14 protein-coding genes are annotated in these 18360 nt (G+C 42.5%); 11 read left to right on the top strand and 3 right to left on the bottom strand.

Going from position 1 to position 18360, the window contains the following annotated elements:
* Positions 1-7: 7 nt before the first annotated feature.
* Positions 8-1048, bottom strand: coding sequence for a type IV pilus twitching motility protein PilT (locus tag BWD47_RS11785; RefSeq protein WP_036966081.1), 1041 nt, complete (start codon positions 1046-1048; stop codon positions 8-10).
* A 2-nt stretch (positions 1049-1050) separates the two neighbouring features.
* Between BWD47_RS11785 and BWD47_RS11780 the strand changes: the two genes are divergently transcribed.
* From BWD47_RS11780 to BWD47_RS11740, 9 genes are all read left to right on the top strand, one after another.
* Complete coding sequence (locus BWD47_RS11780) at positions 1051-1764, top strand: YggS family pyridoxal phosphate-dependent enzyme (protein WP_065979691.1); 714 nt, start codon at positions 1051-1053, stop codon at positions 1762-1764.
* A 17-nt stretch (positions 1765-1781) separates the two neighbouring features.
* A complete protein-coding gene (gene proC / locus BWD47_RS11775; RefSeq protein ID WP_036966075.1) occupies positions 1782-2603 on the top strand; it encodes a pyrroline-5-carboxylate reductase in 822 nt (273 codons plus the stop codon).
* Positions 2604-2627: 24 nt separating this feature from the next.
* Positions 2628-3161, top strand: coding sequence for a YggT family protein (locus BWD47_RS11770; protein ID WP_036966072.1), 534 nt, complete (start codon positions 2628-2630; stop codon positions 3159-3161).
* Between the two features lie 56 nt (positions 3162-3217).
* On the top strand, positions 3218-3658 hold the full coding sequence (locus BWD47_RS11765) for a DUF4426 domain-containing protein (protein ID WP_065979690.1): 441 nt from the start codon (positions 3218-3220) through the stop codon (positions 3656-3658).
* A 7-nt stretch (positions 3659-3665) separates the two neighbouring features.
* Positions 3666-4265, top strand: coding sequence for an XTP/dITP diphosphatase (locus BWD47_RS11760; RefSeq protein WP_065979689.1), 600 nt, complete (start codon positions 3666-3668; stop codon positions 4263-4265).
* The gene (hemW, locus tag BWD47_RS11755; protein WP_036966064.1) at positions 4262-5398 is read left to right on the top strand and encodes a radical SAM family heme chaperone HemW; all 1137 of its coding nucleotides are present in this window, start codon (positions 4262-4264) and stop codon (positions 5396-5398) included. Before BWD47_RS11760 ends, hemW begins: the two co-directional genes overlap by 4 nt.
* A gap of 43 nt (positions 5399-5441) precedes the next feature.
* Entirely contained in the window at positions 5442-7277 is a 1836-nt protein-coding gene (locus tag BWD47_RS11750) for a DUF885 family protein (protein WP_075594028.1), read from the top strand.
* Positions 7278-7376: 99 nt separating this feature from the next.
* Positions 7377-8063 carry a hypothetical protein gene (locus BWD47_RS11745; protein WP_075594027.1) on the top strand — a complete coding sequence of 229 codons (687 nt, stop codon included), beginning with the start codon at positions 7377-7379 and terminating at the stop codon, positions 8061-8063.
* A gap of 1 nt (position 8064) precedes the next feature.
* Entirely contained in the window at positions 8065-9321 is a 1257-nt protein-coding gene (locus BWD47_RS11740; RefSeq protein WP_036966054.1) for a lipopolysaccharide biosynthesis protein, read from the top strand.
* On the opposite strand, the gene BWD47_RS11735 is transcribed toward BWD47_RS11740, so the two are convergent.
* Positions 9310-10026 carry an SIMPL domain-containing protein gene (locus BWD47_RS11735; protein ID WP_065979686.1) on the bottom strand — a complete coding sequence of 239 codons (717 nt, stop codon included), beginning with the start codon at positions 10024-10026 and terminating at the stop codon, positions 9310-9312. The two genes, BWD47_RS11740 and BWD47_RS11735, sit on opposite strands and share 12 nt — an antisense overlap.
* A gap of 146 nt (positions 10027-10172) precedes the next feature.
* Between BWD47_RS11735 and BWD47_RS11730 the strand changes: the two genes are divergently transcribed.
* Positions 10173-12842, top strand: a complete 2670-nt coding sequence (locus BWD47_RS11730) for a bifunctional acetate--CoA ligase family protein/GNAT family N-acetyltransferase (RefSeq protein WP_074988931.1) — start codon at positions 10173-10175, stop codon at positions 12840-12842.
* Positions 12843-12857: 15 nt separating this feature from the next.
* The gene (locus tag BWD47_RS11725) at positions 12858-13805 is read left to right on the top strand and encodes an ion transporter (RefSeq protein WP_036966045.1); all 948 of its coding nucleotides are present in this window, start codon (positions 12858-12860) and stop codon (positions 13803-13805) included.
* A gap of 35 nt (positions 13806-13840) precedes the next feature.
* Here the strand turns inward: BWD47_RS11725 and BWD47_RS11720 are convergent, their stop codons facing one another.
* A complete protein-coding gene (locus BWD47_RS11720; RefSeq protein WP_075594026.1) occupies positions 13841-18346 on the bottom strand; it encodes an EAL domain-containing protein in 4506 nt (1501 codons plus the stop codon).
* Positions 18347-18360 lie beyond the last annotated feature (14 nt).

Raw genomic sequence — 18360 nt, 5'->3', positions numbered from 1 at the left:
TTCTCCGTTAGCCACCAAATTGGGTTTTATCTTGCGCCTTCGCGCGCGCATCCGCGTTTGTAACAATCCCATAGTTCACTAGATTTGCTAAACATTGATCCATGGTTTGCATACCATGAGATGCTCCCGTTTGAATCGATGAGTACATCTGCGCAATTTTATCTTCACGGATCAGGTTTCGTATTGCAGGCACACCAATCATGATTTCATGTGCAGCCACTCGCCCGCCCCCTACTTTTTTAAGCAGTGTTTGCGAGATAACAGCCCGTAATGATTCAGACAACATTGAGCGCACCATGTCTTTTTCTTCACCTGGGAAAACGTCAATAATACGGTCGATTGTTTTTGGTGCCGAGGTCGTATGCAAGGTGCCAAAAACCAAGTGACCCGTTTCGGCCGCGGTCATAGCAAGACGGATAGTTTCTAAGTCACGTAGCTCACCAACCAAGATAACATCTGGGTCTTCACGCAACGCACTGCGCAGCGCATTCGAGAAACTGTGAGTATCACGGTGCACTTCACGTTGGTTAATCAGACTCAGTTTGTTATCGTGAACAAATTCGATAGGATCTTCAATCGTGAGAATATGATGATGCTTAGTTTGATTAATGTAATCAACCATTGCCGCTAAGGTAGTTGATTTACCCGAACCCGTAGGCCCAGTAACCAACACTAAACCACGCGGGTTATCGGAAATGGTTTTAAAAATATCTGGCGCACCTAAATCATCAAGCGTTAATACTTCGCTGGGGATAGTACGGAATACCGCCGCAGGACCACGGTTTGAATTAAATGCATTAACACGAAAACGCGCAAGATTAGGGACTTCAAATGAAAAATCCACTTCTAGGTTTTGTTCATAGTCCTTACGCTGATTATCGTTCATAATATCGTAAACCAGACTATTTACATCTTTTTGTTCTAATGCTGGAATATTTATACGACGCACATCGCCATCAACGCGTATCATAGGTGACACACCCGATGATAAGTGTAAATCCGAGGCTTTGTGTTGCACACTAAAGGCCAATAATTCGGTAATATCCATTTATGACTCCACAACCAACTGATAATTATATGGTTACAATAGCAGAACGACTCAAATCCGCCTACGCAAGAATTGCCCTAGCTGCAAAAAATAATCAACGCGATGAACACGCTATTAGCTTGTTAGCAGTTTCAAAGACTAAACCAGTCGAAGATATTGTGGCTGCCTACCAGCACGGCCAACGCCAATTTGGTGAGTCTTACGTGCAAGAAGCCGTGACAAAAGTCACTGAACTTGCCCACTTAACAGACATAGTTTGGCACTTTATTGGCCCCATTCAGTCCAATAAAAGCGCCCAAGTGGCCACACATTTTGACTGGGTACAAAGTGTCGACCGTACAAAAATAGCCAAACGTCTTAGCGAGCAAAGACCAAAAGACAAAACACCACTGAACGTATTAATCCAAGTTAATATCAGTTTAGAAGAGGCTAAGTCAGGCTGCCACCCTGATGAGCTAATGTCACTGGCAGAATTTATTAGTGGCTGCGATAATTTATGTTTGCGTGGCGTGATGGCTATCCCAGCCAAAACCGACGATGCACAGCAACAATTACAATATTTTGAGCAATTAAGCGCTTGCTTTGATAAACTAAAGGCCCAATATCCCCAAGTAGACACCTTGTCGATGGGTATGAGTAACGATGTTGAAGCAGCAATTGCAGCTGGTTCAACCATGGTACGCATTGGCACGGATATATTTGGCCAACGAAATTAAAAGGTGATAACAGACATATGTCAGATAAAAAAATCGCATTTATAGGCACGGGTAACATGAGCTACGCCATTATTGGCGGCATGGTAAAGAACGGTTTTGCAGCAAAAAACATCATTGCAACCAATCGCAACCAAGAGAAATTAGCTAAGGTTGCTGCTGATTTCGGGGTGCAAACCACCGCGGATAACAACGCGGCACTTCGTGATGCAGATGTGATTGTATTGTCTGTTAAACCACAAATGATGGGCGATTTATGCCAATCATTCCAAGATTCAGGCGTTGATTTTAGCGACAAGCTATTTATCTCTGTCGCGGCAGGTTTAACCGTAAATCGTTTACGTGAAATGCTGGGCCAAAAGGTAAAAATGGTTCGTTGTATGCCAAATACACCATCATTACTTGGTCGTGGCGTGTCGGGTCTATTTGGCGCTGACGAAACCGCAGAAGAGCATGAGTTTGTACAGCAAGTATTTGAATGTACAGGTATTGTTGTCTGGGTCGAGCAAGAGTCGCAAATAAACGATATCATCGCCGTTACCGGCTCTTCGCCCGCTTACTTTTTCTTATTTATGGAAGCCATCGAAGAAAAGGCAAAAGCACTTGGCTTTAGTGATGAAGATGCACGCCGCTTAGTACAACAAACGGCGCTAGGTGCAGCTGAAATGGCGCTTTCTCAGCAAGACATTAGTATTTCACAGCTGCGTGCAAACGTCACATCAAAAGGCGGTACAACTCACGCAGCCGTTGAGCACCTGAAAGCACAAGGCCTTGTTGGTACCGTTGCCGATGCAATGGATGCCTGTATTGCCCGCGCAGAAGAAATGGAAAAAGAACTTTAAGCTTACTTTGTTGAAGGTAAAACTATGCAAGCCATGCAATTCCTCGTTGAGATTATTTTTGATCTCTTTTTAATGGTGGTCCTTTTACGCTTTTGGTTACAAGCGGCAAAAGCTGACTTTTATAATCCAATTAGCCAGTTTGTGGTAAAAGCTACATCGTTTGCAGTAAACCCATTACGTAAAATCATTCCAGGGTTGGGTGGCTTTGACATCGCGTCGTTAGTCCTTGCGTATTTAGTCGCAGTGGCAAAGCTTAGTGCCGTCTTTTTACTGTTTTATGGTGGTTGGGCTGCCGCGCCTGTCTTTGTGACTGCGTTAATCACGGTAATAAAAGAAGGGTTAAACTTACTATTTTGGGTGTTAATTATTCGTGCTTTATTAAGCTGGGTAAGCCAAGGCTACAACCCTATTGAAGCGGTTTTCCACCAGCTAACTGAACCTATGTTACGCCCTATTCGTAAAGTTATACCACCACTGGGTGGTTTAGACTTGTCAATTTTAGTACTGATCATTGCCTTGCAGTTCTTACAATTTTTATTAATTGATTTGATTGGCTAAACATTGAGTATCTAATTTAGAGGCCGTAAGGCCTCTTTTATTAAGTGAGAAATACCATGAAACAGATTATTCTTTTTACCTTACTTGCCCTCAGTTTATTCACAACAGCAGCGAAGGCTGAACAACAAGCCGGCGCACAATATAAAATACTTGGTCCATTTGAAGTACATTACATCGCTTTTCCTTCAACCTTTATACAACCCGACATTGCCAAAAACTACGATTTAGTGCGCAGCCCAAGCAAAGGAATTATTAATATTTCGGTGCTAAAAAACAGCGATAAAACGGCGCAAACTGCCACACTAACAGGCACGGCACGTAACCTACTCGGCAATAGTAAACAACTTGAATTTAAAGAAGTTGTTGAAGGCGATGCGATTTATTACCTTGCACAAATCGACTACAGCAATGAAGAAATTTACCGTTTTAATATCGAGATTAATAAAAACGGCAAAGTACAAACACTGACATTTCAGCAAAAATTTTACGTAGATTAATGCCCCTATGAACAACACTTTAGTTTTAGCCACGGGTAACCCTGGCAAAGTAAAAGAGCTGGCGAGCATGCTTAGCCCGCTTAACATTAATGTGGTTCCACAAAGCGATTTTCAGGTTCCTGACGTGCCAGAAACAGGCACTACATTTGTTGAAAACGCGATAATAAAAGCGCGTCATGCAGCAAAGATTACTGGGCTGCCTGCAATTGCAGATGATTCTGGCCTCGAAGTCGATGGCTTACATGGCGCACCAGGTGTTTATTCTGCACGTTTTGCTGGCGAAAATGCCAGTGACCAAGACAACATTGATAAACTTTTAAGCGAGCTGGCTGATAACCCTGTACGTAGCGCTCGTTTTTGGTGTGTTCTGGTTTTAATGCGCCATGCTGATGACCCGACACCGCTTATTTGCAGTGCGAGCTGGGAAGGTGAAATCACGCACAGCCAAGATGGCCAAGGCGGTTTTGGTTATGACCCCATCTTTTATGTGCCTTCAGAACAATGCACCAGCGCACAGCTGACAAAAGAGCAAAAAAATGCCCTGAGCCACCGCGGCCAAGCACTTAAGCAACTACTTGCGCAATTGCAGCAAAAAGGCGGCCTGTGAGTTTACCCCCGTTAAGTTTATATGTGCACGTACCGTGGTGCGTGCAAAAGTGTCCGTACTGCGACTTTAACAGCCATGGTCAAAAAGGTACGATCCCCGAGAAAGAGTATGTTCAACACCTAATTGATGACTTAAAAGCGGATTTACATTTAGTACAAGGGCGTAAAATCCACAGTATTTTTATAGGTGGCGGCACGCCAAGTTTACTCACAGGTGAGGCATACACCCGCTTACTTGGCGAGGTCGATAGATTAATTGGCCTGAGTGAAAACTGCGAAATCACTTTAGAGGCCAACCCTGGCACTGTAGAAACAGGCCGTTTTAAAGAGTATGTCGCGGCTGGCATAAACCGAATTTCGATTGGTGTGCAAAGCATGCAGAACGACAAGCTGAAAGCCCTCGGTCGTATACATGGCGCGGATGAAGCAAGCTATGCAGCAAAACAAGCACACCAAGCTGGGCTCAACAGTTTTAATTTAGATTTAATGCATGGTTTACCAGGGCAATCTCTTGAAGATGCACTTAGTGACCTTGAAAAAATCATCGCATTAAATCCCCCGCATATTTCGTGGTATCAATTAACAATTGAACCTAATACTCAGTTTGCATCAAAACCCCCCACGTTACCGCACGACGATATATTGTGGGACATTCAAGAACAGGGACAAGCACTCCTTGCAGATGCAGGTTATCAGCAATACGAGATTTCTGGCTATGCGAAACCCGGCTACCAATGTCAACATAACTTAAATTATTGGCGATTTGGCGATTATCTCGGTATTGGCTGTGGGGCCCATGGTAAGGTGACTGACGCAAATACGAAGATCATCACGCGTACAGTAAAAGTTAAACATCCGCGTGGTTATATGGATCTCGCAAAGCCTTATTTGTACGAACAATGGCAGGTTGCTGACGATGATTTAGCGTTTGAATTTTTTATGAATCGTTTTCGTTTAGTTGAGCCTTGCCCAAAAGGTGATTTATCTTTGCTTACAAATTTGTCACTGCAAAGCCAAGAACAAGCCTTGAACGAAGCAATTAAAAAAGGCTTACTAACAGATAATAAAAACAATTGGCAAGTCAGTGCAAAAGGCCAGCGCTTTTTAAATGACCTGCTAGAATTGTTCGTTTAAGAATTCTATTAATAATTAAATTTCTAACAAGAAAGGAACGATAATGCGTAAACTGACCTTCATCGCTGCAGCGGTAAGTGTTGCATTACTTGGCGGTTGCCAACAAATGCAAGAACAACCAACCCCAGCGCCCACTGTACAAACCCAACCTGTACAAAGTGAAATCGATAAAGCGAATGCGTTTTTTGAAGACACGTTTAACCGTGATGTAATGAAAAGCCCTGTTTATCAAACATACATGGGTATCAAAAAAGATTACGATAAATGGGATGATGGTAGCGAAGAACGCGTTCTTGCAGACTTTGAGCAAACCAAAGCTGATCTTGTCGCTTTAAAAGCAATTAACCGCGAACTATTAGATGACGCGACAAAAGTAAGCTACGACCTAAAAAAACAAGCACTTGAAAATGAAATTGCAGATTTCAAATGGCGTCATTACAACTACCCTGTAAATCAAATGTTTGGTGTTCATTCGATGATCCCTGCATTTTTAATTAACCAACATCAAATTGCTGATGTCTCAGATGCGAAAGCGTATATCTCTCGCTTAAACGGCGTAACGATGGTTATTGATCAACTAATCAAAGACCTCGACGTGCGTGCTGATAAAGGTATCATCGCACCTAAATTTGTATTCCCACATGTCATTGATTCAAGCAAGAACATTCTACATGGTGCACCATTTGATACAGGTGAAGACTCAACTCTTTTAGCTGACTTTAAACGTAAAGTTGCCGCATTAGAGATTAGTGAAAGCGAAAAATCAGCGCTTATCAGCGATGCAGAAAAAGCACTTAAAGCGGCTGTTAAGCCTTCTTACACGAAGTTAATTAACTATTTAGCGCAGTTAGAAAAACGCGCTGACGAGCGTGATGGTGCGTGGAAATTCCCAGATGGTGAAACGTTCTACAACAATGCCCTTGCACGCACAACAACAACCGATTTAACAGCAAAAGAAATCCACTCAATTGGTTTAGCTGAGGTTGCACGTATTCACGACGAAATGCGCGCGATTAAAGAAAAAGTAGGCTTTGACGGTGACTTAAAAGCATTCATGCAATTCATGAAAACTGATAAGCAGTTCTACTACCCAAATACAGCGGAAGGTAAACAGCGCTACCTTGATGAAGCGACAGCCCTCATTGATAACATGAAATCTCGCTTAGATGAGCTTTTCATTGTTAAACCAAAAGCCGATTTAAAAGTAAAAGCTGTTGAAGCATTCCGCGAAAAAGCAGCAGGTAAAGCGTTCTATCAACAACCTGCGCCAGATGGCTCTCGCCCAGGTATTTACTACGCAAACCTTTACGATATGGAAGCAATGCCAACTTACCAAATGGAAGCACTTGCTTATCACGAAGGTATTCCGGGCCACCACATGCAAATCGCCATCGCACAAGAACTTGAAGGCGTGCCTAAGTTCCGTAAGTTTGGTGGTTACACTGCGTATGTTGAAGGCTGGGGCTTATACTCTGAGCTAGTACCAAAAGAAATGGGCTTATATGAAGACCCATATTCAGACTTCGGTCGCCTTGCAATGGAATTATGGCGTGCGTGTCGCTTAGTTGTTGATACCGGTATCCATGCGATGAAATGGACACGCCAACAGGGTATTGACTATTACGTTAATAACACACCAAACGCAACGTCTGATGGCGTTAAAATGGTTGAGCGTCACATTGTAATGCCGTCTCAAGCAACCGCTTACAAAGTGGGTATGTTAAAGATATTAGAGCTGCGTGAAGCTGCAAAAGAACAGCTGGGTGATAAATTCGATATTCGTGAGTTCCACGATGTTGTACTTAAAAATGGTGCAGTACCATTAAATGTACTTGAGAAATTTGTTGACCAGTGGGTTGCAAAAAAACAAGCTGCTTAAACTAAATAGACTTTAAAAAGGCCGCTCAGCGGCCTTTTTTATTTATTTAAACAAGTCGTTGAGCTATAAATGTATAAATAATAAAAAACGAGTATTTTCATGCAAAGCGCTATTGATCAATTGAACAGCCGACTTCAGCATCATCAATTAAAAGAACTGCTTAGCGATTACCAACGTTTATCGGGGGTTTTGCAGGCAGCGCAATTACAACACCTCTATCAACTAGCGTGCAGTAGTGAAGTAAAATACCTGTTTTTACAAAATGTTGCAGCGCACTTACTTGAGGCAAGCCCTTTGCCTCGCGAAGCGGTGAGCTTTATAGATGATATTGATAAGCTTAGCTTTTTCACGCCCGGTCTGAAATTTCAAAACGCGTTTAGTATCACCGATCAGCAAGGCAATACCCTGTTACATCACCTTTTTAGTCAATGTAGAGCAGACGCGCTACCATTTAACTACCTACGCTCACTCATGCTCTTTGAAAGTAACGAAAGTTTAGCTGATGCTCTAACAACCCTAAACCATGATCAGTTAACGCCAATTGGCTGCTTTATCGCGTGTAATAAAAATACCCAAATGCTGGCAAAGCATGAGTTTTCAGCTCTGCTGGCCATGATGGAAGTTGACCAACGCCACAGTCCTTCCGCCGTAAATGCATTAATCTCTCAACTAAAAGCGTTTTACGCGTCGCATTTGCCAACAAATGCAGACTGTAAAGTTTTGCTGTGTGCAGCCTATTTACAAGTATCAACGAGTCAATTAATCACGGCACTTAAACAGTCGTAATATGAACAAAGATGTCGTCAAAGGCTTTTTGTCTTTAAGTAGTTTTACGGCCCTTAACCATGGCAGCCGTATCATTCTTACCTTGTGCTTGGCACGGTTACTTACCACTGATGAATTTGGTACTTTTGCTGCTTTATTAGCGCTGTGTGAAATTCTTCTACTGCCAGCCAGCATGGGTTTTTCCTCATCATTAATGCGCATTAGCTACCCGCTATACACACACCAACAACATGACTTATTACGTGGTTTAAGGCATGTTTATTTAGCAGCGTCGGCTATTTTTGGGGTGCTTTTTGTGGCCTCTATCGTTATTAGCTTTCAAGCAATTTCACCGCATCAAAGTGCCAAAGAACACGTTATTTATTTACTGCTACTAGTCCCGATTGGTGCCATTATGCAAAGTCAGTCTGCTTTTTTAGTGGCTTTAAATAAACCTAAAATCGGCCTTATCACCCAGCAATGCATTTTTGAACTGCTCAGCGCACTTTTATGTCTTTTGCTTTATTTTAGCTATGGCGAATTATCACTAGTCAGTATTTGTGTGTTGTTGTTTTGCAGTATGCTCTGCGTAGTGTGTTATCAATACTGGCTCATCAAAGGCATAATTGAACCACGTATCGCACGCTATCAAACGAAACAGTGGTGTAAAGATTCCTTAATCATGTTAGCAAGCGGTGCTGGCACAGTGCTGGTTGCCAAGCTCGATGTACTTCTTGTTCATCATTGGTTTGGCGCGCAGGGCGTAAGTGTGTTTTTTCCTGCGGTTGTGATTGCAGGCTTGCTGACTATTTTAGGCAATGCCGCCAACCAGTATTTAAAACCGATATTAATGGCCGAAAACGATAATTCAAAAGCCGTTAGTGAATTAATGAGTGTACTGTGGCGATTTAATTTTGGCGCAATCATTATCCTAGCACTATTAGCAAAGCCACTGCTGAGCCTGTATGGCGAAACACAATTACAACAAGGTTTTTGGGTGCTTATGCTCATGTTACTCGGGCAACTTTTTCTGCCTGCACGCATACTCGCAAGCAGTCTTATAAAATTAAAAGGCAATCCGCTGATTAATTTATACGTATTATTAGCGGCGACCAGCGTGACAATTTTAATGGCATTCATTTTAAAAGATCAGTGGGGTTTGCTGGGAGTTGCCATCGCATTTAGTGGTGGGTTTATATTAGGTGCTCTGAGTCGCATGGTGATTGTGTGCACTCACATGCGACTGCCTCTTGCTGTTGTATTTGGCTTAGTCAGATAAATAATATTCAACACTGGTCACCACGCGTACTTTTTTAAGTTGTGGTGTGTTTGAATCTCTATCATTAATCGAAAACTGGCCTTGATGCGCCGTTTTTATTTTGCCCAATTTAGACTGTGAGTCTTTGGCAAATTTCATGGCGACTTCACGTGCTTTCTCGGTCGCTTCTTGGACCATTTTTGGTTTAATTTCGTTTAAACCATTAAACAAATATTGAATGCGTGTTTCGTAATTATCTTGTACCACGGCAATGCCCTGCTTGGCTAATTGACTAACTTGACCCAAAGCATGCTGAACTTTTTCAATATCGCTAGAATATACAATCACATTTGAGCGAGCAATGTAGCGAAATTGCTGATTTTCTCCCCCATACTCTCGGGCTTGTTTATCAATAATTGATTGGCTGCCATTGCTAATTTCTTCGTCATTAAAGCCGTGTAATTTTAAAAATGCCACCACCGCATCATTTTTATTCTCAATGCGTGCAACAAGCTTCTCTAGGTTATTATCGGCATCTGAAAATTGTAATGGCCAAATTACGGTGTCTGCAGCCACTTCCATTTCAGCAAGCCCTTTAACATTGACGGTGCGCTCCATTGCTTTGACATCAAGTGCCGCACTTTTCAATATAAAGCCAAGTCCCAGTAAACCTATTGCCAATGCCACAGCAGCAATAACAATATTAAATGGCTGTGCTTTACTCATGCCTTTCTCCTTGATATAGGTCACTGTTTTCGACTCGAAAAGTCACAGTAAACAGGTTATCTTATATGTATAAAAGGGTTATCTTATGTATATAAACTTAACAGACCCTGAAATGTTTACAACAATGCGCAAGCAAAGGACACAGCATGAGCGTTAAACGCATTAGCCAATTCTTTAATCCAACGTCAGTCGCTGTTATTGGCGCCTCTAATTCCCCTAACCGAGCCGGTTTTGTGGTAATGCGTAACCTTTTGCAAGGAGGCTTTAAAGGTCCAATCATGCCCGTGAGTCTAAATCACACGGCGGTGCATGGTGTACTTGCCTACCCAAGTATTGCCGAGTTACCAAAAATACCAGACCTTGCTGTTATTTGTACTAACAAAAATACCTTAATAAATATTATTAATGAGCTGGGTGAAATAGGCTGTAAACACGCGGTGGTGATTGCTGCGGGGCTTAACCCTGAGCAAAAGCTGGCTCTAAAAGAAGCCGCTTTAACGGCAAATGTATCTTTACTTGGGCCTAATTGCCTTGGCTTATTAATTCCGCATATTGGCTTAAATGCAAGCTTTTCGCACACAATTGCAAGCCCAGGTAAGCTCGCTTTTGTTTCGCAATCAGCCGCGGTGTGTTCAACCATACTTGATTGGGCTAAAAACAAAGAAATTGGCTTTTCGTATTTTGTCTCTGTTGGTGACTGTCTGGATATTGACTTTGATGAGCTGCTCGACTTTTTAGGCCGTGATGCTAAAACCAAAGCCATTCTTTTATATATTGATAACATTGAAGATATTCGCAATTTTATTTCAGCAGCCCGTGCTGCAGCATTCAGCAAACCTGTTATTGCCATAAAAACAGGTAAAACTAGCGCAGGGGCACTGGCCGCCGAAATCCACACCGGTGGAACACAAAGTTCAGATGCTGTGTATGATGCACTCTTTCAACGTGCGGGGATGCTTCGCGTTAACGATTTGCGGGAGCTATTTGCAGCCACACAAACGCTGGCAATGCACCCAAAACTTCTAAAAGTTGAGCAACTCACTATTCTCACCAATGGCGGTGGGCCTGGTGTGATGGCCGTTGATACCTTATTACAAAGTTCAGGTAAGTTAGCAGAGCTTAGCGATGAAACACGCGCAGCGCTTAATAAAGTTATTCCACAATCAGAGATGACCTCAAACCCAGTGGATATTTTTGGCGATTCAGCACCTAAACGTTATCAACAAGCTCTAGAGATATTGCTGCAAGCAAAAGAAGTTAAAAATCTTTTGATTATTCATACTCCTTCGGCCCTTGCCCCTAGCGAAGATTACGCTGAAATTATTGTTGAAACACTGCAAAAAATTCCCAAAATGGCGCGCCCTTATGTGATGACCAATTTTATGGGAGAAGATGCTGCTTACGCTGCGCGTCGAGTGTGTGCCAATAATGCGATTCCTACGTACCGTACTCCTGAAGGCGCGGTGGGGGCATTTATGCACTTAGTAAGTTATCGTCGAAATCAAAAACATTTAACACAGACACCCGAATCAAATACAGATGATGCGAAAATAAATAAAGAAGCTGCCAAGGCGTTGGTCAATGAGTTTCTGCTCGATGAGCAAAGCTACTTATCAACACATCAGGCAAGCCAAATTTTAACCCACTATGGTATTGACTGTATTCAAACCGAAGTTGCTTACACGCCTACAGAGGCGAAAGAACAAGCCATTGAGCTTGGTTTTCCAGTGGCGTTAAAACTAATTAGCCCCAGTATTCCGTCTAAATCAGAAGTAGGCGGTGTGGTACTTAACTTAAACGATGCACAAGAAGTAGAGCAAACCGCCTTTGCGATGCTGCTTAGAATTAAAAACACCTATCCTGATGCGCATATAGAAGGATTTTCACTGCAAAAAATGGCCCCCCGTGCCGGCGCAAATGAACTGCGTATCGCCATTAAAACAGAGCCAAACTTTGGCCCTGTTATTTTACTTGGCGAAGCAGGCACAGGCCTTGAGTTTGGGCAAGCGGCGGTCGCGCTTCCTCCTCTTAATATGAATCTTGCGAAATATTTAATTGCAGCAGCCCACGACAAAGGCGTGTTAAAAGACCGCGTATTACCGGAAAAAGTCGATAAATACCGTTTATGTGCCCTACTCACTCGTATCTCACAATTGGTAATAGACCAGCCTGATATTACCAGCGTAGAGCTCAACCCTATCCTTGCTAGCAACGGGCAATTTTTAGTTCTTGATGCCACAATAAGCTTAAGCCGCTACAAAGCAAAAGCAAACCGCAAGCGCTTGTGTATACGCCCTTATCCCATTGAGTTGGTCAAAGAAGTAACTTTAAAAAACAATACTCAAGCTCAACTTAGACCAATAAAACCCGAAGATGAACAGGCGCACCTTGAGTTTGATCAATCGTTAACAAAAGAAGATCGCTACAAACGCTTTTTTGGCGAACTGCCACAGTTTAATCACGACCAACTGGCAAAAATGACACAAATTGATTACGACCGTGAAATGGCGTTCATTGTTAGCCAAGAGCAAAATGGCTCTGCATGCACGCTAGGCGTGTCTCGCGTATTAATGGATCCTGATAAACAAGAAGCCGAATTTGCAATTGTGGTACGCTCTGACTGTCAAGGTTTAGGGCTTGGCACTATACTCATGAATGCCGCTATTGAACATTGCAAAAGCCAAGGGGTTAAACGCATTGCCGGAATAACATTACCCGAAAACACCGGCATGATCGAACTTGCGCGTAAACTGGGCTTTAAAATTACCCGCGACTTTGAAGAAGGCAGCATCAATATGCTGTTAAATTTAACTTAAAAACGGATTAGAACGTTGCATCGCTTAAGAACTTATACCGCCCGTGTTTTTGAAGGAAACGGCAAGTACCGACGCCTAGGACGAGCACTCGATGTGTTCTTAATGTCACTTATCATGATCAATGTGGTGGCCATTGTTTTAGAGTCTGTAAGTCACCTCGCTAAACAGTATAAGCATGAGTTTTTAATGCTCGAGCTTATTTCTGTCGGTATTTTTACGCTCGAATACATTTTGCGCCTTTGGTCATGTGTCGATAAAAGTGCCCATAAAGAGAGCCCGCTAACCAACTCAAAAATTCGTATTAAATACTTTTTTTCTCCCTTAGCACTCATCGACCTTATTGCCATTTTACCGACCTTGCTAATGGTTTTCGTCAGTGTTGATTTGCGCTTTTTGCGGGTACTACGTTTAATGCGTATCTTTAAACTCACCCGCTATTCTCGAGCTATGCAGCTGTTGTTACAGTCATTTCGCGATGAAAGTAGCTCTTTGCTTGCCGCTTTTTTCATTATGGCGGTTGTGCTGATCATTGCATCATGCGGAATTTATTTAATTGAGCACGATGTGCAACCCGACAAGTTTGGCTCTATTCCATCGGCTATGTGGTGGGCCATGGTCACTCTGACGACTGTAGGTTATGGGGATGTGGTGCCTGTTACTCCGCTTGGACGATTATTTGGGGGTGCCATTACCTTAGTCAGTATGGGAATGGTGGCAATTCCTACCGGTTTATTAGCATCCAGCTTTTCTGAGCAACTTCGTAAGCGCCGTTTGTTGTTTACTGATGCGGTGCATGAAGCAATGGAAGATGGTCATTTATCAGCGATTCAAGAAGAACACCTTGAGAATCTGCGTTACAAGCTCGGTTTAAGTAAGCAAGAAGCAAACAAGGCGATTCATAACGAACTTAAAAATCGCCACAGTAATCTTTATTGCCGTCACTGCGGTAAGCGCCAAGATTAACAGTAAAACAGATAAAGCCCGCGGCTTTATCTGGTTTAGTCATCAAATTCTGCATGCCACTGCGCATTTAACAAGGGGCTTACTTCATCCCCCGGAACAGCTTTACTAAACAAATAACCTTGTAAGTATTCACAACCACGAGCGTGTAAGAAGCGAAGCTGGGTGGTATTTTCAACCCCTTCAGCAACACACTCCTTGCCTAGGCTTTTCGCCAATGTGAGTGTTGAATTAATAATAGCTTCGTCATCTTTATCAACCCCGATATCGTGCACAAAGCTTTTATCTATTTTTAAAACATCAACCGGGAACCGTTTTAAATACGTTAGAGAAGCGTAGCCCGTGCCAAAGTCATCCATATAAATTTTACAGCCTAATGCTTTTAATTTATTCATGCTTAATTGGGCTTTCTCTGAATCTCGCATCATCACTGATTCAGTAATTTCGAATACAACAGCACTGGCGGGTACATGGCTGAGTGTTAAAGCTTGATGAATATTTTCGACTAAATGAGTACTTTCAAAATCAAATGCCGATAAGTTAATAGAGATATATAAATCGGGGTGCGACACGCGCCATTGTCGTAACTCGATTAATGCACGCGATAAAGTTTGCAGCATAATTTTGGTGATAAGCCCTGAGCTTTCAGCAGCATTGGCAAAGTCTTCAGGCTGATAATCATCATTACTAGGCCAGCGTAATAACACCTCTAACCCTACAACTTGACGTGTTTTTGAACTAACAATGGGTTGATAGTAATTACAAAATTCATGCTCTTGATACGCTTTGCTTAATTGTGACTCTAAATGCAGAGTCCGCTGCACTTGTAAATTCATCTCTTGCTTATAGAACTGATAACGTCCCTCCACAGACCGCTTAGCATGGTAGAGGGCAACATTCGCCGCTTTTAACAGCGCTTTTGTATCGAGGGCGTCGTCGGGATACACAGCAACCCCAACACTTAAGTTCACTTTTACCGCTTGTTGATTAAGCTCAATATGGCTTTCAACACAGTCCATAACTTTCGCGCACAGCGATAATAGCTCATCGACCTGTTTGAGATCTTCAGCGAGGATCACAAACTCATCACCTTCAAACCTTGCCAAACTATCTTGCGGGCGCAGCACTTGTTTCAATCGCTTTGCAACTCGCTTGATAAGCTCATCAGACTCTTCGTGACCCAATGAATCATTAAAGTATTTAAATCGCTTAATATTTACATTTAACAAGGCTGCTTTCGTTTGATGGTAATCAGCTTGCTCGATAGCATGGCTTACACGGTCACTGAATAATGTTTTGTTCGGCAATCCGGTGAGCGTGTCGTAATTGGCTAATAAGTGCAGTTCATTCTCAGCCAGCTTTTGCGCGCTGATATCAGTGACAATAATCACATAACTGTCGAGTTGACGATTACTCCCCGCAACAGCACTTATTTTAATGAGCACTTGACGCTTTTCGCCGTTGGCAACTTCAACAACATCTTCTGCTGAAAAGTGTTCACCTGATTGCAGTTTTTGCATTACTCGTAAATAGTGAATACGTGCCGGAATAGACAACCCGAGAGTTAAAGAACGACTCGAACGCGGATCAGCAGGAAAGCCAAAGGCACTTTGGAACGACTGATTGGTAGCACGAATACGCAAGTTTTTATCCATAATAAACACCCAGTCTCGGGTTTGTTCAAACGCCGCACCAAATAAACGGGCGTTTTCTTCAAATACCAGTTCTCGGGTCATATTCGTGTAGGTGCCAGCCACTTTCTCAGGCGTGTTGTCTTGCCATTCAACCACCTTGCCGAAATCTTTATACCAACGCCATTGACCATCGGCGTGTCGTAAACGATACGTGCAGTTAAAATAGCCTTTTTGAGTTGATAAAAACTCCAGCCACTCTAAGCGAAAGGTTTGTTTATCATGTGGGTGAATCTTTGCCAAATAGTCATCTAGATTAACACTGTCACTGTCATAGCCCAGTTCATTTTTCAGCCTAGGCTGATAAATAATCGGGCTTTGCGACGACCAATCCCAAACACCAGAATGACTTCCCTCTAATGCAAGTTTTAGTCGCGCCTCACTTTCTTTACTTTCTTTGTGTGCGGCAAGCAAAATTTGCTGCATACGATTACGTCTAAAGAGCCAAGCAGCTACAAGTAGCGCCGCTAATATAAGGTAAAGCAAAATAAAATGTGGCGCACGCCATGGTGGGTATTTTACTTCGATGTTTAATGTTGCCGGCGGGGTTAAATCTCCCGTTAAGGGGTCTTTTGCCCACACTTTAAGGTGGTACTTGCCTGCACTTAATTTTGGAAAAAGAACACGGTTATTATTTCGCGTGTAGGTTTTTTGCCCATCGCCAAGTTGATACTCATAAATAATACGCTCTTGGTAATTGAACGCCATGGCTGAGAAAGCAACCTCGAGACCGATGTCATCATGCTCAAGTACCACACTGTCTATTGGCTGTTTAAGCTCAGCAGGTAAGTCACGAGACATTAAATCCAAGTTGGTGATATTAACGTGATCAATCAAAGCTTGCTGATAGTGGTTATCCATCGGGTAAAAATAGGTAAAGCCTTTAAGGGTGCCATAAACAATTTGCCCAGACTTTAATTTGGTAAATGCGCCACTATTAAACTCGGTAGAAAAAAGCCCCTCTGAACCAGTAAACTGTTGAAAGTGCATATTATCGGGGTTGAGTCGCCACAGCCCTTTATGACTACTCATCCAAATCATTCCGGCTTCATCAAGCACCATATCGTACAATAAAGTGCCTAGCTTATTTTTTTCAAGATCAATGGTGTAGATATGCTCGTACGTTGTGGCATCTAGACCAATCAAGCCAAAATTCGATAACGATAACCACAAGACATTATTGTTATCAATAATGTAAGACATCACATTCACAGCAACATTTTCATGCTGCTCAGGCACCGTATAAATGGTGGTCAGTTCATAACTGTGAGGATCAACCTGATATAAGATCCCCGCATTATAAAATAACGGTGCATCGGGCTTGCTTGATAAGGCCGGCAAGAACCCATAGGCTAAGAAAGGCTCAAATTCATCAAATTTACCGCCTAAACGTGTCACCTCTTGGCTATCAATATTGTAAACAAACATACCGAAATCGGGGTGAACGTAATACAAATCGCCCGACGGCATTAATAGAACCCCATGCACCCAATCGTTAATGAGTTCTTGCTGCTTAGGGTCTGCCGTTTTAACGGGAGTTACTTCACCCGTCTTTGGATTAAAGCTAAAAATTCCCCGATTCGTGTGCAACCAAAGTTGCGCTTTATAAGGCATTATTTGGTAAACAGTGAATTCGGTCGTGATTAAATCTATTTGGTAGTCTTTTAAAAAGACTTCGCTTTCATACGTGTCTAAGTCAACGGCCGTTAGACCATTGTGGGTCGCAAGCCACAGCCTGCCCTGAAACTCTGCAATACCCCAAATTGAATGATGCGATAAGCCGTCACCCTTAATCGAATTGGCCACCACATTTACAAAGTTATAATTATCATACGAGAGATAAAAAGCGCCATCGTTCTTGGTGGCTAACCACATGCCTCCGGAGCGATCTTTTACGATATCAATGATACTTGTATCAGCAAGGGTGTAACCGTTGTCTTTTAAGCGTGTACTTTTAACCAAGTCGCCGGTTGCCCGAGTAAAGTTAAATAAGCCTTTATCGGTTCCCAAGGTAATCGTTGAATTTTGTGGAATAATTTCCCAAATATTTAAGTCGCTAATTAGGGTCTTATTTTTAAACTGAACCTCAGGCGTATTAAACATCTCTGGTAAGTTGCTAATATCGACTTCGTATAAACCCCGAACAGCCCCGACCAACAAAGTATGCTCATCTATTACGGCAAACGACTTCACATAGTTTTGATACATGTGTGTTGGCGCTTGGCTTAGATGCTCAAGCTTTCTTACGTGGCCCGATGCGATTTCATAAACAAACGCCCCATTACTCGTGCCCATAAATATGTAACCTTGATAAGGATACAACTCACGAATAACGCTGCTTTTTACACGATCGGGTATTTCAAAAATAGACGTGACTTGCTTCGTTTCTAAGTCGAGTTTTGCAAAATCCCAGCCTCGGCCTAGCCAGAGCGTTTTGTCATCAACCGCAACCATACTAAACACAGATTCTATAAAAATTTGCTCTTCGGTGGTGGGCTTTGCAATAAATTGTTGGTAGCTGTCAGTACTCGGATCATAACGGAATAGCCCTGCTTGCAAAGATGCTATCCAAATATAACCTTGGGGGTCTTGATAAATGCGGTCAATGATGGCGTCTTCAAGCTCTCCATTAGGGCCTTTGATATGCACAACCTCATAGCCATCATAACGATTTAAACCGCCCTCAGTGGATAACCATAAATAGCCACTGTTATCGATAAGCATCGTGTTGACATAACTTTGCGACAACCCTTCGCTGGTTGACAAGCGTTTCACTTGCGCAAAACTGGAATGACTAAACAAACCACAAATCACAATAATGAGTAGAGCTGATAAAGAAAAGAACTTAGTCATTGACGTTCCAAATT

Source organism: Pseudoalteromonas sp. PAB 2.2 (assembly GCF_001938575.1).
GTDB classification, from domain to species: Bacteria; Pseudomonadota; Gammaproteobacteria; order Enterobacterales; family Alteromonadaceae; genus Pseudoalteromonas; species Pseudoalteromonas lipolytica.
This window is presented reverse-complemented; position numbering and strand designations above follow the sequence as displayed.

Coding starts and splice junctions, on each gene's coding strand:
- BWD47_RS11760 (WP_065979689.1), top strand. CDS start 3,666: ATGAACAACACTTTAGTTTTAGCCACGGGTAACCCTGGCAAAGTAAAA.
- BWD47_RS11770 (WP_036966072.1), top strand. CDS start 2,628: ATGCAAGCCATGCAATTCCTCGTTGAGATTATTTTTGATCTCTTTTTA.
- BWD47_RS11740 (WP_036966054.1), top strand. CDS start 8,065: ATGAACAAAGATGTCGTCAAAGGCTTTTTGTCTTTAAGTAGTTTTACG.
- BWD47_RS11745 (WP_075594027.1), top strand. CDS start 7,377: ATGCAAAGCGCTATTGATCAATTGAACAGCCGACTTCAGCATCATCAA.
- BWD47_RS11720 (WP_075594026.1), bottom strand. CDS start 18,346: ATGACTAAGTTCTTTTCTTTATCAGCTCTACTCATTATTGTGATTTGT.
- BWD47_RS11735 (WP_065979686.1), bottom strand. CDS start 10,026: ATGAGTAAAGCACAGCCATTTAATATTGTTATTGCTGCTGTGGCATTG.
- BWD47_RS11730 (WP_074988931.1), top strand. CDS start 10,173: ATGAGCGTTAAACGCATTAGCCAATTCTTTAATCCAACGTCAGTCGCT.
- BWD47_RS11780 (WP_065979691.1), top strand. CDS start 1,051: ATGACTCCACAACCAACTGATAATTATATGGTTACAATAGCAGAACGA.
- proC (WP_036966075.1), top strand. CDS start 1,782: ATGTCAGATAAAAAAATCGCATTTATAGGCACGGGTAACATGAGCTAC.
- BWD47_RS11765 (WP_065979690.1), top strand. CDS start 3,218: ATGAAACAGATTATTCTTTTTACCTTACTTGCCCTCAGTTTATTCACA.
- BWD47_RS11785 (WP_036966081.1), bottom strand. CDS start 1,048: ATGGATATTACCGAATTATTGGCCTTTAGTGTGCAACACAAAGCCTCG.
- BWD47_RS11750 (WP_075594028.1), top strand. CDS start 5,442: ATGCGTAAACTGACCTTCATCGCTGCAGCGGTAAGTGTTGCATTACTT.